Source organism: uncultured Pseudokineococcus sp. (genome assembly GCF_947495735.1).
Taxonomy (GTDB): Bacteria; Actinomycetota; Actinomycetes; order Actinomycetales; family Quadrisphaeraceae; genus Pseudokineococcus.
Genome location: NZ_CANMAA010000016.1, coordinates 14,579 through 41,224 on the forward strand (window position 1 = coordinate 14,579; position 26,646 = coordinate 41,224).

25 protein-coding genes and 1 pseudogene are annotated in these 26,646 nt (G+C 76.1%); 10 read left to right on the forward strand and 16 right to left on the reverse strand.

Features of this window, described 5'->3' with window-relative positions:
- Positions 1 to 37: 37 nt before the first annotated feature.
- The 7 genes and pseudogenes from Q0848_RS19095 to Q0848_RS16475 all read right to left on the reverse strand — a co-directional run.
- Positions 38 to 363, reverse strand: a pseudogene (locus tag Q0848_RS19095) (hypothetical protein); the annotation flags it as partial.
- Positions 364 to 599: 236 nt separating this feature from the next.
- Complete coding sequence (locus Q0848_RS16450; protein WP_299039466.1) at positions 600 to 1,790, reverse strand: ATP-binding protein; 1,191 nt, start codon at positions 1,788 to 1,790, stop codon at positions 600 to 602.
- Positions 1,791 to 1,935: 145 nt separating this feature from the next.
- Positions 1,936 to 2,976: a LacI family DNA-binding transcriptional regulator gene (locus Q0848_RS16455; protein WP_299039467.1), complete on the reverse strand. Its 1,041-nt coding sequence runs from the start codon at positions 2,974 to 2,976 to the stop codon at positions 1,936 to 1,938.
- A gap of 133 nt (positions 2,977 to 3,109) precedes the next feature.
- A complete protein-coding gene (locus Q0848_RS16460) occupies positions 3,110 to 4,675 on the reverse strand; it encodes an alpha-N-arabinofuranosidase (protein ID WP_299039468.1) in 1,566 nt (521 codons plus the stop codon).
- Between the two features lie 67 nt (positions 4,676 to 4,742).
- On the reverse strand, positions 4,743 to 5,663 hold the full coding sequence (locus Q0848_RS16465) for a carbohydrate ABC transporter permease (protein ID WP_299039469.1): 921 nt from the start codon (positions 5,661 to 5,663) through the stop codon (positions 4,743 to 4,745).
- Entirely contained in the window at positions 5,663 to 6,532 is an 870-nt protein-coding gene (locus Q0848_RS16470; protein ID WP_366146652.1) for a sugar ABC transporter permease, read from the reverse strand. Before Q0848_RS16470 ends, Q0848_RS16465 begins: the two co-directional genes overlap by 1 nt.
- 89 nt (positions 6,533 to 6,621) lie before the next feature.
- Positions 6,622 to 7,884, reverse strand: coding sequence for an extracellular solute-binding protein (locus tag Q0848_RS16475; protein ID WP_299039472.1), 1,263 nt, complete (start codon positions 7,882 to 7,884; stop codon positions 6,622 to 6,624).
- Between the two features lie 205 nt (positions 7,885 to 8,089).
- On the opposite strand from Q0848_RS16475, the gene Q0848_RS16480 reads away from it, so the two are divergent.
- Positions 8,090 to 9,121: a LacI family DNA-binding transcriptional regulator gene (locus Q0848_RS16480; protein ID WP_299039474.1), complete on the forward strand. Its 1,032-nt coding sequence runs from the start codon at positions 8,090 to 8,092 to the stop codon at positions 9,119 to 9,121.
- Between the two features lie 185 nt (positions 9,122 to 9,306).
- Positions 9,307 to 10,419 (forward strand): alanine dehydrogenase, encoded by a 1,113-nt coding sequence (gene ald, locus Q0848_RS16485; protein WP_299039476.1) that lies wholly within the window; start codon positions 9,307 to 9,309, stop codon positions 10,417 to 10,419.
- Between the two features lie 16 nt (positions 10,420 to 10,435).
- On the opposite strand, the gene Q0848_RS16490 is transcribed toward ald, so the two are convergent.
- The gene (locus tag Q0848_RS16490) at positions 10,436 to 10,909 is read right to left on the reverse strand and encodes a hypothetical protein (protein ID WP_299039478.1); all 474 of its coding nucleotides are present in this window, start codon (positions 10,907 to 10,909) and stop codon (positions 10,436 to 10,438) included.
- Between the two features lie 71 nt (positions 10,910 to 10,980).
- Between Q0848_RS16490 and Q0848_RS16495 the strand changes: the two genes are divergently transcribed.
- Positions 10,981 to 11,904, forward strand: coding sequence for a LysR family transcriptional regulator (locus tag Q0848_RS16495; RefSeq protein ID WP_299039480.1), 924 nt, complete (start codon positions 10,981 to 10,983; stop codon positions 11,902 to 11,904).
- Between the two features lie 33 nt (positions 11,905 to 11,937).
- Here Q0848_RS16495 and Q0848_RS16500 read toward each other — a convergent pair whose 3' ends face one another.
- The 3 genes from Q0848_RS16500 to Q0848_RS16510 form a co-directional block, all read right to left on the reverse strand.
- Entirely contained in the window at positions 11,938 to 13,356 is a 1,419-nt protein-coding gene (locus Q0848_RS16500; RefSeq protein WP_299039482.1) for an MFS transporter, read from the reverse strand.
- Entirely contained in the window at positions 13,343 to 14,128 is a 786-nt protein-coding gene (locus Q0848_RS16505; RefSeq protein ID WP_366146653.1) for a DUF2071 domain-containing protein, read from the reverse strand. The genes Q0848_RS16500 and Q0848_RS16505 overlap by 14 nt, the downstream gene beginning before the upstream one ends.
- 130 nt (positions 14,129 to 14,258) lie before the next feature.
- Positions 14,259 to 14,654, reverse strand: a complete 396-nt coding sequence (locus tag Q0848_RS16510) for a hypothetical protein (protein WP_299039486.1) — start codon at positions 14,652 to 14,654, stop codon at positions 14,259 to 14,261.
- 49 nt (positions 14,655 to 14,703) lie between these two features.
- Between Q0848_RS16510 and aztD the strand changes: the two genes are divergently transcribed.
- The 4 genes from aztD (at position 14,704) to Q0848_RS16530 (ending at position 18,922) form a co-directional block, all read left to right on the forward strand.
- Complete coding sequence (aztD, locus tag Q0848_RS16515; RefSeq protein WP_299039488.1) at positions 14,704 to 16,134, forward strand: zinc metallochaperone AztD; 1,431 nt, start codon at positions 14,704 to 14,706, stop codon at positions 16,132 to 16,134.
- A complete protein-coding gene (locus Q0848_RS16520; protein ID WP_299039490.1) occupies positions 16,131 to 17,030 on the forward strand; it encodes a metal ABC transporter substrate-binding protein in 900 nt (299 codons plus the stop codon). Before aztD ends, Q0848_RS16520 begins: the two co-directional genes overlap by 4 nt.
- Before the next feature lie 37 nt (positions 17,031 to 17,067).
- A complete protein-coding gene (locus tag Q0848_RS16525; protein WP_299039492.1) occupies positions 17,068 to 18,420 on the forward strand; it encodes a lycopene cyclase family protein in 1,353 nt (450 codons plus the stop codon).
- A gap of 106 nt (positions 18,421 to 18,526) precedes the next feature.
- A complete protein-coding gene (locus Q0848_RS16530) occupies positions 18,527 to 18,922 on the forward strand; it encodes an ATP-binding protein (protein ID WP_299039494.1) in 396 nt (131 codons plus the stop codon).
- A gap of 45 nt (positions 18,923 to 18,967) precedes the next feature.
- Here the strand turns inward: Q0848_RS16530 and Q0848_RS16535 are convergent, their stop codons facing one another.
- Positions 18,968 to 20,146, reverse strand: a complete 1,179-nt coding sequence (locus Q0848_RS16535; RefSeq protein ID WP_299039496.1) for a diacylglycerol kinase family protein — start codon at positions 20,144 to 20,146, stop codon at positions 18,968 to 18,970.
- 117 nt (positions 20,147 to 20,263) lie between these two features.
- Here Q0848_RS16535 and serS point away from each other — a divergent pair, with 117 nt between their 5' ends.
- On the forward strand, positions 20,264 to 21,538 hold the full coding sequence (serS, locus tag Q0848_RS16540) for a serine--tRNA ligase (RefSeq protein WP_299039498.1): 1,275 nt from the start codon (positions 20,264 to 20,266) through the stop codon (positions 21,536 to 21,538).
- A gap of 204 nt (positions 21,539 to 21,742) precedes the next feature.
- Positions 21,743 to 22,249: a hypothetical protein gene (locus Q0848_RS16545; protein ID WP_299039500.1), complete on the forward strand. Its 507-nt coding sequence runs from the start codon at positions 21,743 to 21,745 to the stop codon at positions 22,247 to 22,249.
- A gap of 67 nt (positions 22,250 to 22,316) precedes the next feature.
- On the opposite strand, the gene Q0848_RS16550 is transcribed toward Q0848_RS16545, so the two are convergent.
- The gene (locus tag Q0848_RS16550; RefSeq protein ID WP_299039502.1) at positions 22,317 to 22,607 is read right to left on the reverse strand and encodes a hypothetical protein; all 291 of its coding nucleotides are present in this window, start codon (positions 22,605 to 22,607) and stop codon (positions 22,317 to 22,319) included.
- A gap of 79 nt (positions 22,608 to 22,686) precedes the next feature.
- Positions 22,687 to 23,526: a hypothetical protein gene (locus Q0848_RS16555; RefSeq protein ID WP_299039504.1), complete on the reverse strand. Its 840-nt coding sequence runs from the start codon at positions 23,524 to 23,526 to the stop codon at positions 22,687 to 22,689.
- 171 nt (positions 23,527 to 23,697) lie between these two features.
- Between Q0848_RS16555 and Q0848_RS16560 the strand changes: the two genes are divergently transcribed.
- Positions 23,698 to 24,861 (forward strand): hypothetical protein, encoded by a 1,164-nt coding sequence (locus tag Q0848_RS16560; RefSeq protein WP_299039506.1) that lies wholly within the window; start codon positions 23,698 to 23,700, stop codon positions 24,859 to 24,861.
- Between the two features lie 24 nt (positions 24,862 to 24,885).
- On the opposite strand, the gene Q0848_RS16565 is transcribed toward Q0848_RS16560, so the two are convergent.
- Both Q0848_RS16565 and Q0848_RS16570 read right to left on the reverse strand, forming a co-directional pair.
- Complete coding sequence (locus Q0848_RS16565; RefSeq protein ID WP_299039508.1) at positions 24,886 to 26,016, reverse strand: sigma-70 family RNA polymerase sigma factor; 1,131 nt, start codon at positions 26,014 to 26,016, stop codon at positions 24,886 to 24,888.
- A gap of 73 nt (positions 26,017 to 26,089) precedes the next feature.
- Complete coding sequence (locus Q0848_RS16570; protein ID WP_299039510.1) at positions 26,090 to 26,491, reverse strand: VOC family protein; 402 nt, start codon at positions 26,489 to 26,491, stop codon at positions 26,090 to 26,092.
- Positions 26,492 to 26,646: the final 155 nt, after the last annotated feature.

Below are 26,646 nucleotides of genomic sequence, written 5' to 3' on the forward strand. Positions count from 1 at the left end.
CCCGGCCGGACCGCGTCGTCTCGTGGCAGGACGGCCATCATGGCGCACCGCCGGTGGGCCGGGTCCGCGGCCGAGGAGAGCCGAGAGGGCCTGTCTCAGTCGATGACAGGCGCTTCGACGTCGTCTCTCTCGGCGGCGGACGTTCGAGCGCCGCGGCGACGGCCTCGAACTCCGCGAGCGCCGTGGTGAGGTCCTCGACGATCTCCCGGGCGATGACCTCCGGCGCCGGCAGCGAGTCGAGGTCCTCCAGCGAGGCGTCGCACAGCCAGGTGATGTCGAGTCGGCCTTGTCGGGGGCGACGAGCTCGTCGTGGGGGAAGGTGCGGAACCGCTCGGACTCGACGCGCTCCGGCCGCGGGCGACCGGGACGTCGCAGTACGACGAGAGCTCGTCCACGAGGCGGCGGGTGTCGGTCATGGGCTCGATCTCGCCGCGTCGGCCGGACACGTCACGCCGGACGTCGGAGAGGGCATGGGCATGTCGACCGGTAGACGTCTGTCGTCCCGATCCGGCGAGCCTGCGGATGTCTTCGGCACCGGACGAGTTAGTGCACGTGTGGAGCGCCGAAAGGTCCGAACCAAGTGAGCGCGACACCTGCCGTCACGCTGGCGGGACGTCGTCCAAGGCCATGTAGCGGTTCATGAAGCGGTCGAACTGCGGGACGGTGAACTTGGCGTAGCCGTACCGGGGTGTGTAGAGCAGGCCCTTGCTGATCAGGCGGGCGCGCAGGGGCGCCACCTGCTCTGAGGCCTTGCCGAGCACCTCGGCGACGTCAGACGCCTTCTGCGCCTCCGCTCCCAGCTCGGCCATCGCGCGCATGTAGCGCAGCTCCTCGGGGGTCGACCGCTGGACCCGACTCCGGAAGAAGGAGCTGTCGAGCTCGGCCTCGACGAGGGCCTCTGCCGCACGTGCGTCGTCGGCCGTGATGGTGGGTCCCTCAGCGACGTCCCACACGGCCCTGCCGAACTCCTGGATGAAGTATGGGTAGCCATCGGTGTAGCGCACGACGTCGGCGACGGCGGCGGCGGCGAAGGTGACGCCCTCGGCGCGCGCGGGCTCGACGAGGGCTTCCGCGGCAGCCTCCGGGGGGAGCGGTCCGATCTCGGGGAACTTGAACAGCCGCTCCGCGTACGACTTGGCGTCACCGGCCAGCCCGGGCAGCTGGGGAAGTCCGGCCCCCGCGAAGGTCACCGGGAGCTGGCGTTGGACGGTGCGGTGCACCGCTCCGATGAGCGCTTCCAGCTCCGCCTTGGAGAGGAACTGCACCTCGTCGAAGAGGAAGACGACGCCTCGGTCCCGCTCGCGAGCCGCGGCGCCGAGCGCCTCGAAGACGTCAGCGAGGTCGTCGTTGAGGTTGCCGGTGTCCGCCCGACCGTGTTCCGCCTCGACGTCGAGCCCGCCGGTCAGGGAGCCGTCCGGCTGGACCGTCAGGGAGAACGACTTGATGACGCCCGCGGCGATCCGTGCGCGTGAGCCCCATCGAGCCTTCGGCGAGACCTGGAGGAGTGCGCGGCGTGCGAGGTTGGCGAGCTGTGGCCCGAAAGGCGTGTTCTTGGAGACCTCGGCGTCGATGGCGACCCAGTCCTCGTCGGCTGCGACGGCCTGGTACTGACCCAGCAGGACCGTCTTCCCGACGCCCCGCAGGCCAGTGACCACGACGGACTGCTCCGTGTACCCGCGGCTGAGACGGCGCAGCAGGACACGGAAGTCCTCGACTTCTGCGCGGCGACCGGCGAGGTAGCGCGGCGGTGCTCCTGCGTTCGGTGTGTAGGGGTTCGTAGCTCGGTCCACGCTGACACCTTAGCCAGTTGAGCAGACTTTATCGAGCCTTGCTAAACCACGCTCAACTCGTCAAGGTGGCACTGCGCCTAGGTGAAGTTCTCCTCCAGGTGTACTGCCCAGGGACGTCGGTCAGCCTGGTGACGGAGGGATCGGCTCAGACGGGCGCGGGCGCGGGCCCGGTGCTGGCGCGGACGACGAGGCGCGGTGCGACGACGGAGCACTCGGCGGTCGGGACGTCGGCGTCCCGGAGCCGCGCGAGGAGCAGGTGCACGGCCTCGCGACCCACGCGGGCGAGGTCCTGGCGGACGGTCGTCAGCGGCGGGGAGAGGTAGCCCGCCTCGGGGACGTCGTCGAAGCCGGCGACCGACACCCGGCCCGGGACGTCGACGCCGCGCTCGCCCAGGGCGCGCAGCAGGCCGAGCGCCAGCTGGTCGTTCGCGGCGACGACGGCCGTGGCGGCGGGGTCGTCGGCCAGCGCGAGCCCCGCGGCGTAGCCCTCGGAGGCGCTCCAGCCGCCCGTCAGCACGGGGGAGGGCGCGACGCCCGCCGCCTCGAGCGCGTCGCGCCAGCCGCCCTCGCGCTCGGCGGCCTCGAACCAGCCGGGCGAGCCGCCGACGTGGCGGACCTCGCGGTGCCCCAGGCCCACCAGCAGGTCGGTGGCCGCCCGTGCGCCGGCCCGGTGGTCGACGTGCACGGAGGGCAGCCCCGCGACGGGGCCGCCGGTGGCGCACACCGTGGGCAGGTCGGCCGGCAGGTGCTCGCGCAGGTCGGGCACCTCGTGCAGCGGCGCCGTCAGCACGAGCCCGTCCACGCCGCGGTCGGCCAGTTGGGCGACGCACGCGAGGACGCCGTCGCGGCCGGTGGTGTCCGACGTCGAGAGGATCGTGGCGTAGCCGGCGGCGTGCGCGGCGCGCTCCACGCCGTGCAGCGTGCTCGACGGGCCGAACAGCGGCGTGCTCGAGGCGACGACACCGATCGTGAGGGTGCGCCGGGTGACCAGGGCCCGGGCTGCGCGGTTGCGGCGGTAGCCGAGGTCGTCGATGGCGCGCTGCACGCGCTCGCGGGTCTCCGGGCGGATGCTCGGGTGCCCGTTCAGCACGCGCGAGACGGTCTGGTGGGAGACGCCGGCGCGGCGGGCGACGTCGGTCATGACCGGTGCGCGCCCGGGCGTCTCGGTGCTGGGCGTCTCGGTCACCGGCCCATCGTGGCAGCGCTGTGCGCGGCGCCGCCCCCGCGCGGCGGTGAGCCGCACGGGGGCGTCGGGTGGTCCGGGTGGTGCGTCCCGGGACGGGCGGTTCGCGCCCGTCCCGGGAGGGCCCTCGGGAGGGTCAGCCGCGCGCCGTCGCCAGCTGCACGACCGCCCAGGACAGCGGCGGCAGGGTGATGCGCGCGCTGCCGTCGGTGACAGCGACGTCGCGCAGCGGGCGCAGGCCGACGGCGTCGGGCGCGTCGACGGTGTTGGCCGTGTGGCGGTCCTGGCCCTCGCCCGCGCTGAGCACGAGCGCCTCGGCCACCCGCAGCTCGCCCGGGAAGGCGGCCAGGGGCACCTCGACCTCGGCGGCCTCGTGCTGGGAGCGGTTGGCGAGGAAGAGGCTCAGCACGCCCTCGCCCGAGTCGCCGGCGCGGGCGCCGGCGTCCCAGGTGGCGGAGGCGTCGACGAGGTCGACGTCGTCGAAGCGGGACGTGGAGACCCGGTCGCCCGTCGTGCGGACGTCGAGGATCTCGCCCGTCGCCCGGTGCCGCATCTGCTCGAAGGGGTGGGCGATGGTCTGCTTCCAGGCCGGCCCGCCCTCCTCGCTGCGCAGGAGGCCGATGACGTTGACGAGCTGGGCCTGGGCGCCCACGGCGACCCTGTCCCCGTGGCGCAGCAGCGAGTTCAGCAGCGTGCCGACGACGACGGCGTCGGTCACCGTGTACTCGTCCTCGATGACGCGCGGGGCGACGTCCCACGCGGTGCGGGCGTTGGCGCGGTCGCTGTTCTGCCAGCGCGTCTGGTACCAGACGTTCCACTCGTCGAAGCTGATGCCGATGTGCTTCTTGTGCCGGCCGTGGGCCCGCACGGCGTCGGCCGTCGCGACGACCTCCTCGATGAAGGCGTCCATGTCCTTCGCCGAGGCGAGGAAGTCGCCGAAGGTGTCCTCGCCCTCGTCCTTCTCCTCGTAGTACGCGTGCGCCGAGATGTAGTCGACGTCCTCGTACGTGTGCTCGAGGACGACGCGCTCCCACTCGCCGAAGGTCGCCATCGCGCGGCTGGAGCTGCCGCACGCGACGAGCTCGATGGTCGGGTCGACGGTGCGCATGGCGCGCGCCGTCTCCGCCGCGAGGCGCCCGTACTCGTGGGCCGTCTTGTGGCCGGTCTGCCAGGGGCCGTCCATCTCGTTGCCGAGGCACCAGAGCTTGAAGTCGTACGGGTCCTGGCGCCCGTGCGCCCGCCGCAGGTCCGACAGCCGCGTGCCGGAGGCGTGGTTGGCGTACTCGAGGAGGTCGCAGGCCTCCTGCATGCCGCGGGTGCCGAGGTTGACGGCCATCATCACCTCGGTGCCGACCTTCTCGGCCCAGGTGGCGAACTCGTCGAGGCCGAACTGGTTGGTCTCGATCGTCCGCCACGCGCGGTCCAGGCGGCGGGGGCGCTCCTCGCGGGGCCCGACGCCGTCCTCCCAGTCGTAGCCGGAGACGAAGTTGCCGCCGGGGTAGCGGACGACCGTGGGGCCCACCTCGCGGGTGAGCTGCAGGACGTCCTGGCGGAGCCCGTTCTCGTCGGCGGTGGGGTGGTCCGGCTCGAAGATGCCGGTGTAGATGCAGCGGCCCATGTGCTCGGCGAAGGAGCCGAACAGGCGGCGCGGGACGGGACCGACGACGAAGTCGGGCCCGAGGGTCAGGCGTGCGTGCGGCACGGGGGTCCTTCCGGGAGGGGGCGTGGTGCTGGTCGGGTGGCTCCGCGCGGGGCGCGGGCGGGGCGGCTCAGGTGCCGCCGAGGCCGGTCGTGGCGACGCCGCGCACGATCTGCCGCTGGAACAGCATGAAGATGATGATCAGCGGGAGGCCGGCGAGCAGCGCGGACGCCATCACCTGCGCGTACTGGACGCCGAAGCTGGAGCGGACCTGGACGAGGCCGACGGGCAGGGTCATCAGGTCGGGGTCGCTGATGATGATGAACGGCCACAGGAAGTTGTTCCAGGCGCCGATGAACACGAAGATCCCGACGGCCGCGACGATCGAGCGCGACAGCGGCATGACGATCTGCCAGAAGATGCGGAAGGGGCCGGCGCCGTCGACGCGGGCCGCCTCCTCGAGCTCGGCGGGGATCCCGTCGAAGAACTTCTTGAGGATGAAGACCATGGCGGGCACGACGAGCTGCGGGAGGATGATCCCCGCGTAGGTGTCCGCGAGCCCCATGGCCGTCACCTGGCGGTACAGCGGGACGATGAGGATCTGGGGCGGGACCATGATCCCCGCGATGGTGAGCGCGAAGAGGAAGTTCCGCCCGCGGAAGCGGGTGCGGGAGAAGCCGTAGGCCGCCGTCGTCGCGAGCGCCAGCGTGAGGACCGTGACGACGACCGTCACCACCGTGCTGTTGATGAACCAGGTGATGATGTTGTCGTTGCCGAGGACCCGCGTGTAGGCCTCGAGGGTGAACCCGGCCTCGGGCACGACCTCCAGGGGGACGGTGGTGGTGTCCGCCTCGCGCTTGAGCGAGGTGAGCAGCGCCCAGGCGAGCGGGGCGAGCCACAGGGCGGCCAGGACCGTGAGGGCGGTGGCGATGGCGGTCCTGCTGACGAGCGAGCCGCGCTGCGCGAGCGAGACGCCCTCGCGGCTCTTGCGACCGCGCTGGGTCGTGCGGTCCGGACGGGCGATGTCCCGCCCGGTCGTGGCGGTGGCCATCAGGACCTCCTCCTCCTGCTGCTGATCCAGGCCTGGGCCAGCGAGACGATGATGATCAGGGCGAAGAACATGTAGGAGATCGCCGACGCGTACCCGAGCCGGTAGTTCACGAAGCCGGTGTCGTAGACGTACTGCAGGATCGGCGCCGCGACGCCGCCCGGTCCGCCGCTGCCGACGTAGAGGATGTAGGCCTGGTCGAAGAGCTTCAGCGAGGCGAGCACCTGCAGGGTGAGCACGAGCCCGGTCGTCACCTTGAGCAGCGGGAGGGTGATCGAGACCAGCCGGCGCCAGCCGCCCGCGCCGTCGATCGCCGCGGCCTCGTACACGTTCTGCGGGATGCCCTGCAGCGCGGCGAGGTACAGCAGGAAGTTGAAGCCGACCGTCCACCAGACGGTGAGGATGACCACGGACCACAGGCCCCAGTCGGGGTCGGAGAGCCACCCGACGTCGGGCAGGCCGACCAGCCCGAGCAGCCCGTTGAGCAGGCCGAAGTCGCCCTGGAAGAGCCACTGCCAGATGAGCGTGACGGTCGCGACGGGCAGCAGGAACGGCGCGAAGTAGGCGAAGCGCCAGAACCACTGGCCGCGGGTGCCCGTGTGCACGAGCAGCGCCATGACGAGCGAGAGCAGCACGAGCGGGATGGTGCTCAGCACGGTGAACAGGAGCGTGATGCCGAGGGTCCGCCACACCTCGCCGTCGCCGATCAGGCGGGCGTAGTTCTCGAGGCCGACGAAGTTCGACGTCGTGCCGACGAGGCTCGTGTCGAAGAAGCTGAGGAACAGCCCGTAGACGATCGGGACGAGCGTGAAGAGGGCGTAGACGACGAGGAAGGGCAGGACGAACCAGAAGCCGCCCCGGCCCGCCGTCAGGGTGGGCCCGCGGCGGCGACCGGCCGCGCGGCCGTCGACCTCGGCGGCCGGGGTGGGGACGGTCGTCTGCACGCTGCTGCCGACGGCGCTCACAGCGGGCTCCCGAGGGCGAGCTGGTCGTCCATCCAGGCGATGAGGTCGTCCGCGCCCTGGTCGGGCGTGAGCGCCCCCGTGCCGACGCCCTGCAGCGACTGGCCGGCGCGCGACATGAAGGTCGACCCGGAGCCGGCGAAGTAGACGGCCGGGTCGAAGGCGGCCACCTGGGCGGCGCCGCGGTAGTTGGACTGCGGGTCGAGGGCGAGGTACTCGGGGCTCTCGGCCACCTCGGACAGGGCCGGGATGTGACCGCCCTCCGCCCAGGACAGGCTGTTCCGGAGCAGCGAGACCGCCATGTCGTAGGCCTTCGCGCGGACCTCGGGCTCGGTGCTCCGCTGCGTGGGCAGGACGAGGCTGTGGCTGTCGGCGCGGCAGTAGGCGGTGTCGCCGAAGAGCGCCGGGAACTGCGTCATCGAGAACGGGATGCCGGCCGTCTGCGCGGTCGCGACCTCCCACGGGCCGATGAGCAGGAAGCCCGCCTGCTCGCTGGCGAACGCCGCGGGGGCGCCGGCGCCGTCCTGCGTCTTGGAGGCGATGGTGCCGTCGCACATGGTGGCGATGAAGTCCATCGCCCCGACCATCGCCTCCCGGTCGACCACGGCGGGACCGCCCTCGGGGAACGACATCTCCCCGCCGAGCTGGTTGAAGACCGACCAGAAGAGCATGAAGGAGGCCAGGGCGTCGTTGGTGCCGTAGGCGATGCCGTTGGCGCCGGTCACCTCGGCGGCCCGTCGGCCGGCGTCCAGGAACGCCTCGGCGCCCTGGATCGGCGCCAGCGAGCCGTCGGGGGCGAGCAGGCCGGCCTCCTCGCAGATGCGCGTGTTGTAGAAGAGCACGAGCGGGTGGGTGTCGAGCGGCAGCGCCTTGAGCTCGCCGTCGAGGGTCACGCGCTCCACGACCGGCTCGGGGAACTGGTCGAGGGTGATGCCGCGGGCCTCGAGCTCGGCCAAGTCCCAGGAGTCGACGAGGTTGAGGCCGAAGGTCTCCAGCCGCGAGGCGTGCAGGGTCGCGAGGTCGGGCCCGCGGCCGCCCTCGACCGCCATCGCCAGCTTCGTGTAGTAGGGCGAGCCCCACTCCAGCGTGGTCGCCGTGACGTCCACGTCGGGCGCCTCGGCGCGGTAGGAGTTGATCAGGTCGACCATGCGGGCGCCGTCGCCGCCGGTGAAGAAGTTCCAGTAGGCGAGCGGTGTCGTGCCTCCGGGTGCGACGGATCCGCACCCGGCGAGCGACGTGGCGCCCAGCGCACCGGCCCCCACGGCCGAGGCTCTGAGGAATGACCGGCGGCTCAGCGCTCGGTCGCGGACGGGGTCCAGCGTCATCGGTCGGTCTCCCTTGCCTCTACAACGATGTAAAAGGTTGGCGAAGAGTGCTCCGCGCCGACGGCGCCTGTCAAGGCGCGCTCGACCGGTCCAGATGGCGCGGTCGTCGGTGGCGGGTGGCGTCGTCCGGCATCATCGCGGCGTGGCTGCCCGACGACCGACGACCGTGCGCGACGTGGCGCTGGCCGCCGGCGTGTCGCCCAAGACGGTCTCCAACGTCGTCAACGGCTACGCGCACGTCAGCCCCGGGATGCGCCAGCGGGTCCAGGAGCACATCGACGCGCTGGGCTACCGGCCCCAGGCCGCCGGGCGCCAGCTGCGGCAGGGCCGCACCGGGATGGTCGCCGTGGCCGTCCCCGGCATCGACATGCCGTTCTTCGCCGACCTGGCGAGCCGGCTGGTCCGCACCGCTCGCGCGCACGGCCTCGCCGTCGCCGTCGAGCAGACCGACGGCGACGTCGAGCGCGAGCGCGAGGTGGCCGCCGGGCTGCCGACGCGCTTCGCCGACGGCCTCGTCTTCTCCCCGCTCGAGATGTCGGCCGACGAGCTGGTGGCCGTCCCCGGCACGCCCGTGGTCCTGCTGGGGGAGCACGCGGCCGGCGTCCCGGTGGACTGCGTCGGCATCGACAGCGTCGCCGTCGCCGCGCTGGGCACCCGCCACCTGGTCGAGGTGGGCCGGCGCCGCGTCGCCGCGCTCGGCGTCAAGGCCACGCTGCACGACACGGCCAGCCAGCGCCTGCAGGGCTACCGCTCCGCGCTCGCGGCGGCCGGGCTGCCCCACGGCGGCGACCTCCTGCTCGGGGTCGAGGACTGGACGCGCGAGGACGGCGAGGCGGCCGGTGAGCGCCTCGTGGCGGCCCGCCGGGCCGGGCTGGAGGTCGACGGCGTCCTCGCGATGAACGACGTGCTCGCCCTCGGCCTGATGCGCGCGCTGCGGCGCCACGGCGTGCGGGTGCCCGAGGACGTCGCCGTCGTGGGGGTCGACGACGTCGCGGAGAGCGCCTACAGCACGCCGACGCTGACGACCGTGGCGATCGACCGCTCCGTCATGGCCGAGGCGGCCCTGCGCCTGCTCGTCTCCCGGATGGCCGACCCGGACCTGCCGCCGCGCGCCGTCGAGGCGCCGCACCGGCTCGTGGTGCGGGAGAGCACCGTCGGCGCCGCCCCCGCCTGAGGCCGCGGGCGGCCGTCGAGCGTCGCCGAGGAGCCGGGCCGTCGGTGCCGCAGCGCCGAGCCGGGTGCCACCATGAGGCCCCGTCGGCCGCCGTGGCCCTCGGCAGGGTCCGGACCCCGGGCCGCGACCTCGGGAGCCGGAGCCCTGACCCGGAGCTCGGCGCCCGCGAGCGAAGGAGCAGCGCCATGCAGGTCGGCATCCCCCGCGAGGTCAAGAACCGCGAGCTGCGCGTGGCCGCCACGCCCAGCGGCGTCCACGAGCTGGTCGGCCGCGGCCACGAGGTGCTCGTCGAGTCGGGGGCGGGGGAGGGCTCCTCGATCCCCGACGCCGCCTACGCCGACGCCGGGGCCCGGGTCGTGCCCGCCGCCGCGGACGCGTGGGGCGCCGAGCTGGTGCTGAAGGTGAAGGAGCCGGTCGAGTCCGAGCACGGCTTCCTGCGCGAGGACCTGCTGCTGCTCACCTACCTGCACCTGGCGGCCGACCGACCGCTGACCGACGCGCTGCTGGCCGCCGGGACGACGGCGGTCGCCTACGAGACGGTGCAGCTGCCCGACCGCTCCCTGCCCCTGCTCGCGCCCATGAGCGAGGTGGCCGGGCGGCTCGCGCCGCAGGTCGGGGCGCACACGCTGATGAGCAGCCAGGGGGGTCGCGGCGTGCTCATGGGCGGTGTGCCGGGGGTGCGGCCGGCGAGCGTCGTCGTCATCGGCGGCGGCGTCTCGGGCGCCGCGGCCGCGCGGGTCGCCGTCGGCATGGGGGCCGACGTCACCCTGCTGGACCGCGACATCGCGAAGATGCGCCACCTCGACGAGCTCTACGCCGGGCGCCTGCGCACGGTGGCGTCCAGCGCCCTGGAGCTCGAGCGCGCGGTGCTGGGGGCCGACCTCGTCGTCGGCGCGGTCCTCGTGCCGGGGGCGCGGGCGCCCAAGCTGGTGTCCGACGACCTCGTCGCCCGCATGCTCCCGGGCAGCGTGCTCGTCGACATCGCCGTCGACCAGGGCGGCTGCTTCGAGGGCACCCGCCCGACGACGCACGACGACCCGACCTTCGCGGTGCACGGGTCGGTCTTCTACTGCGTGGCGAACATGCCGGGCGCCGTGCCGCACACCTCGACCCACGCCCTGACCAACGTGACGCTGCCCTACGTCGTCGAGGTCGCCGAGCGCGGCTGGCGCGAGGCCCTGCGCCGCGACGCGGCCCTCGCGCGAGGGCTGACGACGGCGGCCGGCGCCGTCACGAGCGCCGGCGTCGCCGAGTCCCACGGGCTCCCGCTGACCCCGGTCGAGGACGTCCTGGCCTGAGCCGGCCGGGCGGCCCTCAGGGGCGGGGCCGGTCCAGGACCGGCATCGGCGCGGTCGGGGGGCAGGCGGTGGCGGCCGCGGGCGACGCCGCCGCGAGGGGCTCGGCGGCGGTCGCGAGGTGCTCCGCCGCGGCGTCCCAGTCGCCGGGCCACACCTCGGGGGCTCCGTCGGCGCAGTCGCAGAAGCGCTGTACGGGCACACGCGCGCTGCCGGCTGCGCCGGCGTCCGCGTGGGCCCCGTGACCGGCGCGGCCGCGCCAGACCGCCACCGCGCCGATGGCGATCCAGGCCGCGTTGACGCCGACGGACGCCCAGGCGGCGAGGGCGACGCCGTTGGCCAGCAGGAGGAGCGCCCCCGTCGTGCTCACGGCCTGGGCGGCCGGCGAGGTGGAGGCGAGCCGGCCGCTGCTGGTGAGGGCGTAGCCGGCGAGGACGAGGAGGCCGCCGAGGTAGCCGCCGAGGGTGAGCGCGAGGTCGAGGTGCTGTGCCACAGGCAGGTTGTCGGCACGGCCGGAGATCGACGAGAGTCACGAGAAGAGGCGCTGTGGTTCAGTAGCGCTTCATGAGCCTGGACCCCCGGCGGCTGCTCGTGCTGAGGGCCGTCCGCCGTGCGGGCGGGGTGCTGCCGGCCGCCCGCGCGCTGCACCTGACGCCCTCGGCCGTGTCCCAGGCGGTCTCCCGCCTGGAGCAGGAGGCGGGCCTCGCGCTCGTCGACCGGTCCCGCCGCGGGGGCGGCCGCACCCTCGAGCTGACGGCGGCCGGCCACGCCCTCGCCGACCGCGCGGAGGAGGTGGCCGACGCGCTGGCGCTCGCCGAGCGGGAGACGGCGTCCCTGCGCGGCGCCGCCGCGGGGCCCGTGCGGGTCGGGGGGTTCGCCACGGTGCTGCGCCGGCTCGTCGCCCCGGCGGTCGGCGCCCTCGCGCTCGCGGGCTCGGCCGTCGAGCCGGAGGTGGTCGAGGTCGACGAGGCGTCGGGCCTGCGCGCGCTGCGCGCGGGGCGCCTGGACCTCCTGCTCGTCGAGCGCGCCCTCGGGGACGCCGCCCGCGCGGTGCCCGGCCTCGCGGGAGAGGACCTCATGCACGACGCCTACCGGGTCGTCGTCCCGGCGGCCTGGCCCCGCCCGGACGAGCTGGGCGAGCTCCTCGCCCGGCCGTGGGTCGCGGCGCCCCCCGGCCAGGCGGCGCGCGTGGTGCTCGACCGCCTGGCGGCGGCCGGCGGGCGGCAGCCCGTCGTGCGGCACACCTGCACCGAGGCCTCGGCGATGCTCGCGCTCGTCGGCGCGGGGCTCGGCGCCGCCGTCGTCACCGAGCTGGCGCTCGCGCACCTGCCGCACCCGGGCGCCCGCGCGACGGCGGGCTCCATCGACGCCGGGTCCCGCGGGCTCTCGGTGGTGCACCGCTCAGGCCGGGCCGACCCCTCGCCGGTGGTGGTGGCCGTGCTGGAGGCGCTGCGCCTCCAGGCGGGCGAGGAGGTCGAGCCGGGCTGAGGGCCCGTGCCGGCGCAGCGACCCGCCTCCCGGTCAGGCGTCGACGCGCTCGCGCGCGGTCTCCTCGAGGGCGCGGCCGCGCAGCTCGGGCAGGCCCCAGCACGCCAGCGCGGCGAGGAGGAAGAAGACGCCGAAGACGGTGAAGACGGCCGGGTCGCCGCCGAGGCGGGTGAGGAACGGCACCGACAGGGGGGCGAGGATCGCGGCGATGCGGCCGAAGCCGGCGGCCGCGCCGGCACCGGTGCTGCGCACGGCCGTGCCGTAGACCTCCGGGGTGATGGCGTAGAGCGCTCCCCAGGCCCCGAGGTTGAAGAAGGACAGCAGCATGCCGCTGGCGATGATGGTCGCCGGGGAGTCGGCCTGGCCCAGCAGCACGGCGGCCACGGTCGACCCGACGAGGAAGGTCGCCAGCGTGGGCCGGCGGCCCCACGTCTCCACGAGCACCCCCGCGGCGGCGTAGCCGGGCAGCTGGGCGAGGGTGATGACCAGGGTGTACCCGAAGGACTGCACCAGGGAGTAGCCGGAGGCGACCAGCAGCGACGGCAGCCAGATGAAGGCGCCGTAGTAGGAGAAGTTGATCCCGAACCACACCGCCCAGAGGGCCGCGGTGCGCCGGCGCAGCGGACGCGACCACAGGGCCGTCCAGCCCGTGCCGTCCTCCGCCGCCGCCGACCCGCCGCTGCGCGCGACGGCGCCCTGCGCGGTGTCCACCCCGGTGCGGGCCGCCGGCGTCGACGGCGTGTCGACCCCCGCGGAGCGCTCGAAGCGGCGGACGGCGGCCTCGGCCTCGTCGGTGCGGCCGCGCCGCTCGAGGAAGCGCACCGACTCGGGCAGGCCCGCGCGGACCACGACGGCGTAGAGGGCCGGGACGGCGCCGATGGCGAAGGCCCAGCGCCACCCGTCGTCGGAGGCGCCGACGACGAAGAACCCGATGACGGCGGCGGCCGTCCACCCCACGGCCCAGAAGGCCTCGAGCGCGACGACGACCCGCCCGCGCAGGCGGGCGGGCGCGTACTCGCTGACGAGCGTGGAGGCCACGGGAAGCTCGGCGCCGAGGCCCAGGCCGATGACGAAGCGCAGGACGAGCAGCATCGCCAGGCCGGTCGACAGCGCCGCGGCGCCGGTGGCGAGCCCGTAGACGAGGAGCGTGAGGGCGAAGACCTGGCGCCGGCCGACGCGGTCGGCGAGCAGGCCGCCGAGCGTCGCGCCCAGGGCCATCCCGACGAAGCCGATGGACCCGACGACGGAGAGCTCCCCGGGCGTCAGGCTCCACTGCACGGCCAGCGCGGCCATGACGAAGCTGATGAGGCCGATGTCCATGGCGTCCAGCGCCCAGCCGACGCCGGAGCCGACGAGGAGCTTGCCGTGCTGGCGCGTGAAGGGCAGCCGGTCGAGGCGCTGGGAGCGCGTGAGGGGCGCGGCGCCGTCCGGCAGCGGCTCAGGGCTGGTCATGTCCGGGGAGTGTGGCAGGGGCGCCCGGAGCCGCTGCGGCTGGTGGGCGCGGGGTGCGGGCGCTCCCGGGCAGGCCGAAGCGGACGCCGACCCGCTCGGCGAAGGCCACGTGGTCGGGCGGTCGCCGCGCCAGGTCGCCGAACCCGGCGGCGCCGAGCAGCTCGTCGTCGAGGGACAGCACCTCGGCCCGGCGCAGCGACCACGTGCCGTGGGTGTTGGGCACGTGCCAGGTGCGGCCGAGGTGGGCGGTGTGCAGGCCCCAGCGCGCGGTGAGGAAGGTGGCGAGACCGGCGTCGTCGGCGTCATCGGCCAGGGGGTCGCCGACGCGCACGGCCACGCTGCTGCGCAGCCCGCGGGGGCCGGGCCAGCGGGTGCGGGCCGTCCAGGCCAGCTCGCGCGCGCCGTCGCGGACCCGCTCGGCGCCGCGCATGCGGGCCCAGCGGTAGGGGAGGCCGAACGCCGCCCGGGCGCCGAGCACGACCCCGAGCCGGCTCGCGTCGAGGCTGGCGAAGACGACGCCGCGGCGGCCGGTGGCGTCCACCGAGTACAGCCGGACGTTGGTCTCCCAGAAGGTGCCCAGCCACGGGACCCCCGGGCCGCGCCCCGGGGCCGCGCCGACGAGGCGGAAGGGGACGAGCGCGACGTAGGTGCGCTCGACGCCGTCGGGGCCGACGACGACGTCCGGGCGCACGCCGGGGGGCATCCACGGCTGCGCGCGCTCCGGCGGCACCGCCCAGTGGAGGAAGGCGAGGTCGCACCAGGACTGGCCCATGAGGACAGGGCCGTGCAGCGGGGGCGCCGTCGGCGTCACGGGCTCCGCGGGGACGGCGCGCTGGGGTTCGGGCACCCGGCGACGGTAGGTCGGGACGGGGCCGACCGCCCGGCGCGGCGAGGAGGGCCGCTCAGGAGGTGCGGCTCGGTCGGGCGGTGGCGCCCGTCAGGGCCACGACGCGCGGCGCCAGCTCCTCGGGCACCTGCGGAGCACCGGAGGCGATCCACGCGGCGACGAGGCCGACGTCGGCGGCCCTGAGCCCGCCCAGCCAGACCAGCTCGGCGGGGGCGCCGCCGCAGCAGGCGCACGGCGAGACGCCGACCTGCGCGCCCCGCGCCGCGGGGGGCAGGTGCTCCAGGCGCACGAGGACCCCGCCCGGCGTGCCGCGCACGACCCGGGCCAGGCGGTGGAGCACCCCCACCTCGTCGCCCGCCACCAGCACCCAGCGCAGCGGGACGTCGGCGAGGTCGGCCCGTCCGTGCACGGCGACGGCGGGGGCGGTGGAGGAGCGTCCGGTGGCGGTCATGGCGGGAGGCTAGTTGGTAACCGTTCTCATTGACGACTACGGTGGCGGCATGTCGACACCGACCTCCGCCCGACCGTCCCGGCGCTCGCTCCAGCGGTCCCTCCACCGCCCCCTGGGCCTCACCGCCGCCCTGGCCCTGCCGCTCGCCGCGCTCGTCGCCTGCGGGGACGGCGCCACCGAGGGGGCGTCCCCGGCCGCGAGGCCGGCCCCGTCCGGCGCGCCCTCCTCGTCGTCCAGCCCGTCCGGGGCGACCGCCGCGCCCGCGGCGCCCACCGAGGTCGCGACGGACACGCCGCGCCTGGTCGTCACCTACGAGGGCGGCGACATCGGGGTCTTCGACGCGACGACCCTCGAGCCCGTCGCGGACCTGGAGCTGCCCGGGTACAACCGGGTCAACGCGGCCGGTGACGGGCGCCACGTCCTCGTCTCGACGACCGGCGGCTTCCAGGTCCTCGACGCCGGGACCTGGGAGGAGCCGCACGGCGACCACGGCCACTACTACACGTCCGACCCCGTGCTCACCGACGTCGTGCACGAGGCCGTCAAGCCCGCGCACGTCGTCACCCACGCCGGCCGGACGGCCCTGTTCGACGACGGCACGGGCGCGTCCGTCGTCGTCGACTCGGCCTCGATCGCCGACCCCGACGCGCAGGCGCGCGTCGTCGAGGCTCCCGCCGCCCACCACGGCGTGGCGGTCGAGATGGCCGACGGCCGCCTGGTGACGACCGAGGGCACCGAGGACGAGCGCTCGACGATCGTCCTGCGCGACGCCGGCGGCGCCGAGATCGCCCGCACCGACGACTGCCCGGGCATGCACGGCGAGGCCACCGCCGCCGACGAGGTGGCCGTCGTCGGCTGCGAGGACGGGATCGTCATCGTCCGCGGCGAGGAGCTCCTCAAGGTCGCCGCGCCCGACGCCTACGGCCGCATCGGCAACCAGGCCGGCAGCGACACCTCGCCCGTCGTGCTCGGCGACTACAAGCGCGACGCCGACGCCGAGGTGCCGGAGCCCACGCAGACGGTCTCGCTGACGGACACGGCGACGGGCGAGCTGCAGCTGGTGGACCTGCCGTCCTCCTACACCTTCCGCTCCCTCGGGCGCGGCGAGGACGGCGAGGCCCTGGTCCTCGGCACCGACGGCTCGCTGCACGTGGTCGACGAGGAGACCGGCGAGCTCGAGCGCTCGATCCCGGTCGTCGCCGCGTGGACCGAGCCGGAGGACTGGCAGGAGCCGCGCCCCGCGCTGCGCGTCCACGAGGGCACGGCGTACGTGACCGAGCCCGCCACCCGCGAGGTGCACGCGGTCGACGTCGAGACCGGCGAGGTCTTCGCCACCGCCGCGCTCGAGCAGGTGCCGGACGAGGTCGTCGTCGCCACGGGGACCGCCGCCGAGGGCGCGCCCGAGGGCGAGCACGCGCACGAGGGCGAGCACGAGGACCACGAGCACGAGGACGAGGCCGCCGAGGAGAGCACCCGATGAGCGCCGCGCGGCGGCGGGGCGCGGGCCCCGCCACCGCGGCGGCGCTGGCCGCCCTGGCGCTGACCCCCCTGGCGCTGGCCGGCTGCGGGGCCGGTGACCCGTCCGCCAGCGCGGCCGGGGCCGGCGGCCCGGCGGTCCTCGCCACGCCGCCGGCGATGCTCGAGGTCGTGGAGCGGGTCGGCGGCGAGGACGTCACCGCGTCCGGCCCCGCGCCCGCCGGCGCCGACGCGCACGCCGTGGAGCTGACGGGGGAGCAGGTCGCCGCGGTCGTGGAGGCGGACGTCGTCGTGCACGTCGGCGGCCTCTCCCCGTCCGTCGACGAGGCCGTGGCCCTGCGCGAGGGCCCCGGCGAGGTCGACGCGGCGCAGGTCGACCCCCGCGGCGAGCGCGACCCGCACGTCTGGCTCGACCCGGAGGTCGTCGCCGACGTCGCCGGTCTCGTCGCCGACGAGCTCTCGGCGGCGGACCCCGGCGGGGCGGAGGGGTACGCCCGGCGCGCTCGGGAGTACGCGGACGAGATGGAGGCCCTCGACGCGGACCTGGCCGAGGTGCTGGCCCCGTGCCGGGGCGCCGTGCTGGTGACGGCGCACGAGGCCTTCGGCTACCTCGCCGACCGGTACGGGCTGGAGCAGCTGGGCATCACGGGCGTCGACCCCCACGTCGAGCCCACCCCGGCCCGCATGCGCGCCGTCGCCGAGGAGGTCCGCGCGGCGGGGGTGCGGACGGTCTTCTTCGACCAGGTCACCTCCACCGGCGTCGCCCGGACCCTGGCGGACGAGGTCGGCGTCACCACGGCCGTGCTCTCGCCCCTCGAGACCTCGGTCGACCCCGACTACGCCACCGCGATGCGGGCGAACGGCGAGGCCCTGCGCGACGGGCTCGTCTGCGAGGGCTGACGCCGGCGCGTCGCCGCCGGTGCGCGACGATGCGCCCGTGACGACGACCGCGGGCGCCCCCTCCGCCGGGGGAACGGCCGGGGGCCCCGCCCCGGGCCGCGCCGCGGAGCGGGTCGACGCGGCGCTCGTGGGGGTCGGCGGCGCGGGGCTCGTGGCGCTGCACCACCTGGCGCTCGGGCTGCTGCGCGGCCGGCCCCGCGCGGCGCCGCTGCGCGTCGCGCTCGTGGACGACGTCGAGCGGCTCGCCCCCGGCCCGGACGGGACGCGGCCGCGGGACCGGACCTGGTGCTTCTGGGAGGCGGCGCCCGCTGCCGCCCCCGCGGTGGCGCGCAGCTGGGGCGCCGTCGAGGTCGTCTCCGACGGCGGGCGCCTCGCCCTGGACGTCACGCCGCTGCGCTACCGCATGCTGCGCGGCGAGGACCTCTACGCGCTCGTCGACGGCGCCGTCCAGGAGGCGTCCGCGGCCGGGCGGCTGCACCTGGTGCGCCGGCCGGCCGCCACGGCGGTCGAGGACGGGCCGCGGCGGGCCCTCGTGCGGACGCCGGGCGGCGACCTCTCGGCGTCCTGGGTGCTCGACAGCCGTCCGTCACCCCCGCTGCGCCCGGCGAGGACGGCCCTGCTCCAGCACTTCCGCGGGGAGGTGGTGCGCACGGACCCCGCGGCGCCCCCGGTCTTCGACCCGAGGCTGCCGGTGCTCATGGACTTCCGGACCCCGCAGCCCGCGGTCGGCCTCTCCTTCGGGTACTGCCTGCCCCTGGACGGGCGCACGGCGCTCGTGGAGTACACGGAGTTCTCGCCCGCCGTCCTCGACGACGCCGGGTACGCCCGCGGCCTGGCCGCCTACCGCGGCCTCCTGGGCCTGCGCCCCGACGGCGGGGACGCCCGGCCGGACGGCCGCGGGCCGGACGGCGCCGGGCTCGTGGAGGTCGTCGCCGTCGAGCACGCCGAGCAGGGCGTCATCCCCATGGCGGACGACGTCCGCACGTCCCGCGCGGGCGCCCGCGTCCGCCGCCTGGGCACGGCGGGCGGGGCCACCCGCCCCTCGACCGGCTACACGTTCTCCGCGCTGCAGCGGCAGGGGGCCGCCGTCGCGCAGGCGCTGCTGGCGGGGCGCGACCCGGTGCCGCCCCGCGCCTACCCGCCGCGGCACCGGTGGATGGACTCCCTCGTGCTGCGCGGGCTCGCCTCGGGTGCCCTCGACGGGCCGGACTTCTTCACCCGGCTCTTCGCCGGCAACCCCCCCGACCGCGTGCTGCGCTTCCTCGACGGCTCGACCACGCGCGCCGAGGAGCTGGCGCTCATGGCGTCGGCGCCGCGTGCGCTCATGACCGGGCTGGCGCTGCAGGACGCGGCCGTTCGGGTGGGTCGTCGCCTCAGGTCACAGTTGTGACGATCTGTCCGTTACTGTCGCGCTGCGTGACTGACTGACCGCGGTGGGGGAGCTCCCGCGCCGCTCTGCCGCCGCGGCCGCGCGGCGCTGACGCCCGGAGGTCCGGTTGCCCGTCCTCGTGCTGGGAGACGACCCCGCCGACGTGCCGCAGGCGCGGCACTGGGTGCTGAGCCGCTGCGTCGAGGGGGGCCTGGCGGAGGACGCCCGCTTCGCCGTGGAGCTGGTGACGAGCGAGCTCGTGGCGAACGCCTACCAGCACGGCCGGCCCCCCGTCTCCGTGGCGGTGGAGCGCGCCGAGGCCGTCGCCGCCGTCGAGGGGGCCCTCCGGCTGGTGATCGGCGTCACCGACAGCGGTCCCGGCTCGCCCGTCGTCAAGGAGTTCGACGACGAGGCGCTGGGCGGGCGCGGCATGGCGCTCGTGGAGAGCCTGACCGCGGAGTGGGGCGTCGCCCCCGACCCGGCCGGCCCCGGCAAGACCGTGTGGTGCCGGCTGGCGGGCTGAGCCCGCCCCCGACCCGCTCCGCCGCGCTGCGGGGCCCGCCCGGCCTCAGCCGCGGCGCAGGGCGTCCGCCAGGCGCTCGGCCCGGCGGGGGACGCGGCCCTCGGGGGTGCGGATCACCAGCGCGCCCGGGTCCACGCGCATCCGCAGCTCGGTGAACTCGCCGACGACGTCGCCGTCCATCTGCGCCGCCTCGGGCTGCTCGCAGCGCATGACGACCTCCTTGACCTGCCGCTCGGAGATCTGCTCGTCCTTCGCGCGGTGCCGCGTGACCAGTCGCACGCCCACGCGGAGCCAGTCCACGAGCCCGCGGGGGGAGAGGGTGAGGACGTCGAGGTGCCCGTCGTCCACCTCGGCGTCCGGGATCAGCACGATGCCGCCGATGAGCGTGCCGCAGTTGCCGACCACGGCCATGCGCACGCGGTTCGTGACGGGCGGCTCGCCGTCGACGGAGAGGGACACGCGCAGGCTCTCGCCCTTGAGCCGCCGCAGCCCCGACACGACGTAGGCGAGGGGGCCCACGCGGTCCTTGATGGCGGCCGGGGCGCCGGCCATCATCTGCGCGTCGAAGCCGACGCCGGCCATCACGAGGAAGACCTGCTCCTCGCCGCCGTCGAGGCTCACGCGACCGACGTCGACCCGCTTGTCCCGGCCGGTCAGGGCCGCCCGCGTCGCGGCGGCCGGGTCGTTGAGGTCGAACTTCAGCTGCCGGGCGAAGAGGTTGCCCGTGCCGCCGGGCACCAGCCCCATCGGGACGCCCGTGCCGGCCAGCCCCTCGGCCACGGCGCGGACGGTCCCGTCGCCGCCCAGGACGAGGACCACCTCGGGGTCCAGCTGCGCGGCGCGGCGCGCCTGCCCCTGGCCCGGGTCGTCCTCGGAGGTCTCGAGCCACCGCGGCGCCGGCCACCCGTGCTCGGAGACCACCTGCTCCACGGCGCGGCGGGCCGCCGACCCCGGCGGGAACTTGACCGGCTGCACGACGACCACGGCGCGCGGTCCGCGCGAGTCCAGCTCCCCGGGCACGTGGCGGTAGTCCTCGTCCGCCTCGCGCCGGCCCAGCGCGGCGTCGCGGCGCGCCGAGGGGATCGGCTGTCGTCCCTTCGGGCGCGCGACGAGGGTGAGGAGGGCCACGACGACGAGGAGCGCGAGGCCGACCAGGCCCAGCTGCGCGCTGTCGAGGGGCAGCCTCCCGGTCCCGACGGCTACGGGTGAGACACCGGAGATCATGGGGAGGACCGTAGTGGCGCAGGTCGGTGTCGGCAGGGGCGGAGGGCGGGCGGAGGTGGCGGCGCGGTCGTCGTCGCCCGATCGGCCGGTCGCCGCGCCGCCGGTAGCCTCGCCGTCGTGATCGACCTGCGCGCCCTCCGCGACTCGCCCGACGCCGTCCGCGCGAGCCAGCGCCTGCGCGGGGAGGACGAGGGCGTCGTCGACGCCGTGCTCGCCGCCGACGAGCGCCGGCGCACCGCCCTGTCCGACTTCGAGCGGGTGCGGGCGCAGCAGAAGACGCACGGGAAGACGGTGGCGAAGGCCTCCGGCGAGGAGAAGCAGGCGCTCGTCGCGGCCGCCAAGGGCATGGCCGAGCAGGTCCGCTCGCTGCAGGCCCAGGCCGCCGAGGCCGAGGCCGAGGTCGACCGGCTGCTGGGGTCGGTGCCCAACCTCGTCGCGGAGGGCGTCCCGCCCGGCGGGGAGGACGACTTCGTCGTGCTCGAGGAGGTCGGGGCGCCGCGCGACTTCGCGGCCGACGGCTTCGAGCCCCGCGACCACCTGGAGCTCGGCGAGCTGCTCGGGGCGATCGACATGGGCCGCGGCGCCAAGGTCTCCGGGGCGCGCTTCTCGTTCCTCACCGGCCCGGGGGCGCGCCTCGAGCTGGGGCTCATGCAGTACGCCATGGCGCGGGCGGTGGAGTGGGGCTTCGTCCCCGTCGTCCCGCCGACGCTCGTGACGCCGCAGATGATGGGCGGCACCGGCTTCCTCGGCGCGCACGCCGAGGAGGTCTACAAGCTCGACGCCGACGACCTGTACCTGGTGGGCACCTCCGAGGTGCCGCTGGCGGGCTTCCACGCCGACGAGATCCTCGACCTCTCCGGCGGCCCGCTGCGCTACGCCGGCTGGTCCACCTGCTACCGCCGCGAGGCGGGCAGCCACGGCAAGGACACCCGCGGCATCATCCGCGTCCACCAGTTCACCAAGGTGGAGATGTTCAGCTACGTCTCCGCGCAGGACGCCGCGGCCGAGCACCAGCGGCTGCTGGCCTGGGAGCGCGAGGTCCTGGACGCCGTCGAGGTGCCCTACCGGGTCATCGACGTCGCCGCCGGCGACCTCGGGACGAGCGCGGCCCGCAAGTACGACTGCGAGGCCTGGGTGCCGACGCAGGGCCGCTACCGCGAGCTCACCTCGACGTCGAGCTGCACCACCTTCCAGGCGCGGCGCCTGGCCATCCGCGAGCGCACCGGCGAGGGCAGCACGACGCCCGTCGCCACGCTGAACGGCACGCTCGCGACGACGCGCTGGCTCGTCGCGATCCTGGAGAACCACCAGCAGGCCGACGGCTCCGTCGTCGTGCCCGCCGCGCTGCGGCCCTACGTCGGCCTCGACGTCCTGGAGCCCGTCCGCCGCTGACGCCCTCCGCCCTCCCGCCCCGGGGGCGAGTCGTCGCCTGTTCGCGCTCGGTGGGGGGTGCGTGGGGGCGAGTCGTCGCCTGTTCGCCGTTCGCGGGCGCGACGTCGGTGTCCTGCTCCACGCCGGTGACCGCGCACGGTCACGTCCGTGGAGCAGGTCCGTCGTCGGCCCCGCGCTGTCGGCGGTCGGGGCCACGATGGGCGCGTGCAGGACGGCGCGGCGGTGCTGGGGGCGGTCATCACGGCGTCGGCGGCCGTGCTGGGCGTCGTCCTGGCGCAGCTGGCGACGGCCGCGCGCGAGCGCCGGCACCGCGCGTACGCGCGCGAGCGCCAGGCGCTGCTCGACGTCCAGGACGCCGCTCTGCTCGTGCGCTCGGCCCTGCGGGCGGCCGGCCGGGCGCTCGAGGAGGCCGCGCGGGCCGCGGCCCGCTCGACCCACGTCGTCGTCGCCGCGCCGGCGGAGCAGGAGGAGGCGCAGGCCGAGGCCGAGGGGCGCCTCGACGTCCGGCTGGCGCGCGTCGCGACGACGGAGGTCGTCGCGGCGGTCCGCTCGTGGCAGCTGAGCGCGCGCTACGCCTTCCTCGGCGACGAGGACGTCACCACGCGTGACGAGCAGGCGGCCTGGTCGGCGCTCAACCGCTCCGTGGCGGCGGCCCTCGACGACCGCGCCTGGTGGGAGCGGCGGCGGGGGCGGGGCCCCGCGGGCGACTGACGCCGACCGGCACCGGCTGCCCCGTCCGCGCCCGTGCTCGGTCTGCTGCGACCCGCCCCCGACGGGCTCAGGCGAGCGTCGCCGGCGCGGTGATGACGAGGCGCTCCGCGGCGCCGAGGCGGCCGGCGGCCTCGCGCAGGTGGGCGGCGAACGCCTCGGGCGCCCCCTCGACGCGCAGCTCGGCCGCCCCGGCGCCGAGCACGCGGCTGGCGACCTGCCCGGCGAAGGAGGGGCTGCCCGTCACCAGGTGCCGGCAGTCGAGGACGACGACCGCGCCGGCGAGGTCGCCCGCCAGGCTGTCGACGAGGGCGTCGGCCATGCCCCGGCCGGCCACCATGCTGGGCAGCTCGATGATCACCGCTGGTCCTCCCGCCGCGCGGGGCCCCGGGTCGGCGCGTCGCGGGCGCGCCGCGGAGCCGTGGCCTCTGACGTCGTGATCACGGTACGCGCTCCCGCTGCCGCGCGCCCCGCACGCCGACGACGGCCTCGACGAGCGTGCCGCCGAACGGGGAGCGCAGGGCGCTGTCGGTCCGGACGGCGCGCCCGGCGGCCGCGGGCCCCTCGGCGCGCACGGCGGCCGTCCCGGACGCGAGGAAGAGCGAGCCCCGGAGGCGGCTCACCTGGTCCACGACGGTGACCAGGCCCACCCCGCGGGTCGGGTCGGCGAGCCGGCTCGTGCCGTCCAGCGCCAGGTGGAGGGCGTGCCGCGAGCCCCGGGCCCCCCGGCCCGCCAGCGTGCTGCGCAGCCCCAGCCCGCCGTCGGCGACGGCGAAGCGCACGCACCCCGCGGCCGGCAGCACCTGGGCCGCGACGTAGCCGGGCGCCTGCGCGTGGTCGGCCACGTTGGCCGCCAGCTCGGCGACGCCGGTGAACAGCGCCTCCGCGGCCACCGGGTCGCCCGCCGCGGTGCGGCCGTGCACCAGCCGGGCGAGCGCGAGGGCGTCGGCCTCGGTGCTCACGCGGCGGACCTCCAGCAGGTCGAGGACGCGGTCGACCTCGGGGACGACGTCGACGAGGTCGTGCGCGACCCCGAGGTCGTCGAGGACGCGCCCCAGGTGCATCCGCGCCGCGTAGCGCCGCTGGTCGGCCTGCGACGGGCCGACCACGCGCAGCCGCGCCCCCGCGCCGGCGTGCCGGGCGGCCACGGCGGCGACGCCCACGAGGTGCGCCGGGTCGACCCACCGGCACCCGGACAGGTCGAGGACGTGCTCGGCGCCCTCCCGCCGGCAGGCGAGGTGGCCCATGGCGGGCGGGCGCAGCGGCGACCTGCTCGGCACCCGTCCTCCTCGTCCCCCGCCGCACGCCCGCCGTGCTCCGTCGCCGGACGCTAGGCGCGACCACCGACACCCCGTCCGACCACCCGTCCGACCACCCGGCCCGGCGCCTCGGCCGGGCGGCGGGGCCCGTGCCAGCGCGCTGACCGGCTGCCGCGCTGCCACTCTGGGGCCGTGGACCTGGCAGGTGGCGCGCAGCGCATGGGGTGGATGGCGCGGCACCTCCGGAGCGCCCTCCGGCTGGCCGGCACCGGGCGCTGGCCGCGGCTCGAGATGGCGCTCAAGGCGGCCCTCGCGGCGCTGATCGCCTGGCAGCTGGCGCACTGGCTGCCCCTCGCGGTGGCCGAGCAGTACCCCTACTACGCACCGCTGGGCGCGGTCGTCGCCGCCTACCCCTCGGTGCGCGCGTCGGCCTCCGAGTCGGTGCACAGCGTGGCCGCGATCATCGCGGGAGCCGCGCTGGCGCTGCTCGCGGAGTGGATCCTGCCCAACGAAGGCGTCCTCGTGCCCCTCGTCGTCGGCGTGGGCGTCCTGATCGCCGGACTGCCGATCTTCGGGTCCGCGCGCAGCTGGGTCCCCATCGCGGCGCTCTTCGTCCTCGTCATCGGGGCGCAGGACCCCCTGTCCTACGCGGCGGCGTACGCCGGCCTGACGCTGCTCGGGGCGGCCGTCGCCGTCGTCATCAACCTGCTGTTCCCCACCGTCCCGCTCGTGCAGAGCAGCTGGGCGATGACCAGCCTGGCCTCGATCCTCGCGGACCAGCTCGACGACCTCGCGGCCGGCCTGCGCTCGGACGACCCGCCCTCGGCCGAGCAGTGGCGCGAGCGCTTGCGCGCCATCGACCCGGTGCTCCAGTCGGTGCGCACCAGCGGCGCCGACGTCCACCAGTCCCTGCGGGTCAACGCCCGCGCCCGGCGAGAGCGCGGCAACATCGAGCGCCAGCGCAGCGAGGCGATCGTCCTGGACTCGGTGGCCACCCGGACGGCCGACCTGACGGACATGCTCATCGACGTCCACGTCGCCGGGCAGACCCACGCGGACATCGAGGACCGGCTGAAGGAGCCGATCGCGCGGGCGCTGTGCACCGCCGCGGACGCCGTGCGCCCGCTCGGGGAGGAGTCCGCGCCGCGGGCCCCGGAGGTCGGGATGCTGCGCCAGGAGGTCCGGAACCTGTCGCAGGCGGTGGCGGCGCTGGAGATGCCCGACGCCCTCTCCCGGGAGATGGCCGGCGCCGTGGTCACCGCGCTGCGCCGCCTGCTGGGCGCCCTCGCGAGCGGTCTGGAGGACGAGGACGAGCGCGCGCGCGAGGAGGAGGAGGCCGTCCGGCCGGCCTCCTGACCACCGGCCTCCGATGGGGCCGGGTCAGGCCTCCAGCCGGTCCGGCAGCCCGAAGAGGGCGGGCAGGCGGGGGTCGACGAAGTTGGTGATCTCGACGACCCGGCCCTCGGCGGCCCGCAGGACGTGGAGGGCCCAGAACCTCAGCACCCCCGGCTCGTCGGGCGAGGGCTTGTACTGGGCGAGCGCCGGGGACCCGTTCGCGGCCACGGGCAGCACCCGCGACCCGCGGCAGCCGGCCCCGGGGCCGACGTGCCACGCGACGACGTCGTCGACGCCGCGCAGCCAGAGGGCGAACGGAGGCATCGACTGCACGACCTCGGCGTGCAGCAGCCGGGCGAGCGCGTCCATGTCGTACGCCTCGAACGCCGCGACGTAGCCGCGCAGCAGCGCCGCGTGCTCGGCGTCGAGCGCGTCCAGGGGGCTGCCCGGGCGCGGCTCCTTCGCGGCCAGGGTGGCGCGCGCCCGCTGCAGCGCGCTGTTGACCGAGGCCGTCGTGGAGCCGAGCAGGTCGGCGACCTCCTCGGCCGGCCAGCGCAGCACCTCCCGCAGCAGCAGGACGGCGCGCTGGCGCGGTGGGAGGTGCTGCAGGGCGGCGACGAGGGCCAGGCGCACCGACTCGCGCGCCACCGCGACGTCGGCGGGGTCGCCCTCGGGCAGGACGCGCGCGTCCGGGGCGGGCGTGAGCCACACCGAATCCTCGAGCGGCGCGCCGAGGGAGGAGGCGACCGGCTCCGACGGCGCGGGGGACAGGTCCACGGGCATCGCCCGCCGCTTCGCGCCGGCCAGCTCGTCGAAGCAGACGTTCGTGGCGATGCGGTACAGCCAGGTGCGCAGGCTGGAGCGGCCGTCGAAGCGCTCGAGGGCCCTCCACGCGCGCAGCATCGTCAGCTGCACCGCGTCCTCGGCGTCCACCGCCGAGCCCAGCAGGCGGTAGCAGTAGCCGGTGAGCTCGCGCCGGTGCGCCTCGAGGTGCTCCGCCCCGAGGTGGTGAGGCCCCCGCCCGTGCACGCCTCGTCCCTGCGTCCCGGGTTCGTGGGCCTCGAGCCGCTCGGGGCTGCTCGGCGGCGGTGCGGCGCCCCCGAGGTGCGCGGCCGGAGCCGGCGCGGTGCTCGTCGCCGGAGTCGTCGTCTGGGTCATCGCTCGGGCGTCCCCCACGGCGCCGGACGCTAGTCCCGCGCGGGCGGCGGCGGTAGACCTCCGTCCTGCCGTCGGCCCGTCGCGAGGGCGCTCAGCCGAAGAGGTCCGGATCGGTGTGGACGACCCCCCACTGGTGGCCGTCCGGGTCGGCGAAGGCGCGCCCGTGCATCCCGGGCACCTCCACCGCGCACGTCCCGGGCTCCGCGCCGGCGGCGACGGCGCGGTCGGCGAGGGCGTCCACCGCCGCGGGGCTCTCCGCGGAGACCGCGACGACGACCTGGCTCGTCTCGTGGGCGTCGGCGACCCGTCGGGTCGTGAAGCGCTCGTCGAGGGCCGTCGTGAGCAGCATCACGTGGACGCCCTCGTCCACGACCACGCCGGCCGCGGCGTCGTCGCGCACGCGCTCGTCGACGCGGAGGCCCACGGCCTCGTAGGAGGCGACCGACCGGTCCAGGTCGGTGACGGGCAGGTCGACGCAGACCTGGGTGCTCACGGCTGCTCCTCGTGGTGGGGCCCCGCCCTGCTGGCGGACCGGCGTCCTCCCGCGGGGGGAGACCCCTTCGGGACCGGCGGCTCATCGGTCGGGTGCGCTGCTCCGAACGGGGGAGGGGGACGAACCTGACCTGGAGTCTCCCCACCCCGGGATGG

Coding starts and splice junctions, on each gene's coding strand:
- Q0848_RS16520 (WP_299039490.1), top strand. CDS start 16,131: ATGAGCGCCGCGCGGCGGCGGGGCGCGGGCCCCGCCACCGCGGCGGCG.
- Q0848_RS16535 (WP_299039496.1), bottom strand. CDS start 20,146: ATGATCTCCGGTGTCTCACCCGTAGCCGTCGGGACCGGGAGGCTGCCC.
- Q0848_RS16465 (WP_299039469.1), bottom strand. CDS start 5,663: ATGGCCACCGCCACGACCGGGCGGGACATCGCCCGTCCGGACCGCACG.
- ald (WP_299039476.1), top strand. CDS start 9,307: ATGCAGGTCGGCATCCCCCGCGAGGTCAAGAACCGCGAGCTGCGCGTG.
- Q0848_RS16510 (WP_299039486.1), bottom strand. CDS start 14,654: ATGACCGCCACCGGACGCTCCTCCACCGCCCCCGCCGTCGCCGTGCAC.
- Q0848_RS16505 (WP_366146653.1), bottom strand. CDS start 14,128: ATGGGCCAGTCCTGGTGCGACCTCGCCTTCCTCCACTGGGCGGTGCCG.
- aztD (WP_299039488.1), top strand. CDS start 14,704: ATGTCGACACCGACCTCCGCCCGACCGTCCCGGCGCTCGCTCCAGCGG.
- Q0848_RS16500 (WP_299039482.1), bottom strand. CDS start 13,356: ATGACCAGCCCTGAGCCGCTGCCGGACGGCGCCGCGCCCCTCACGCGC.
- Q0848_RS16495 (WP_299039480.1), top strand. CDS start 10,981: ATGAGCCTGGACCCCCGGCGGCTGCTCGTGCTGAGGGCCGTCCGCCGT.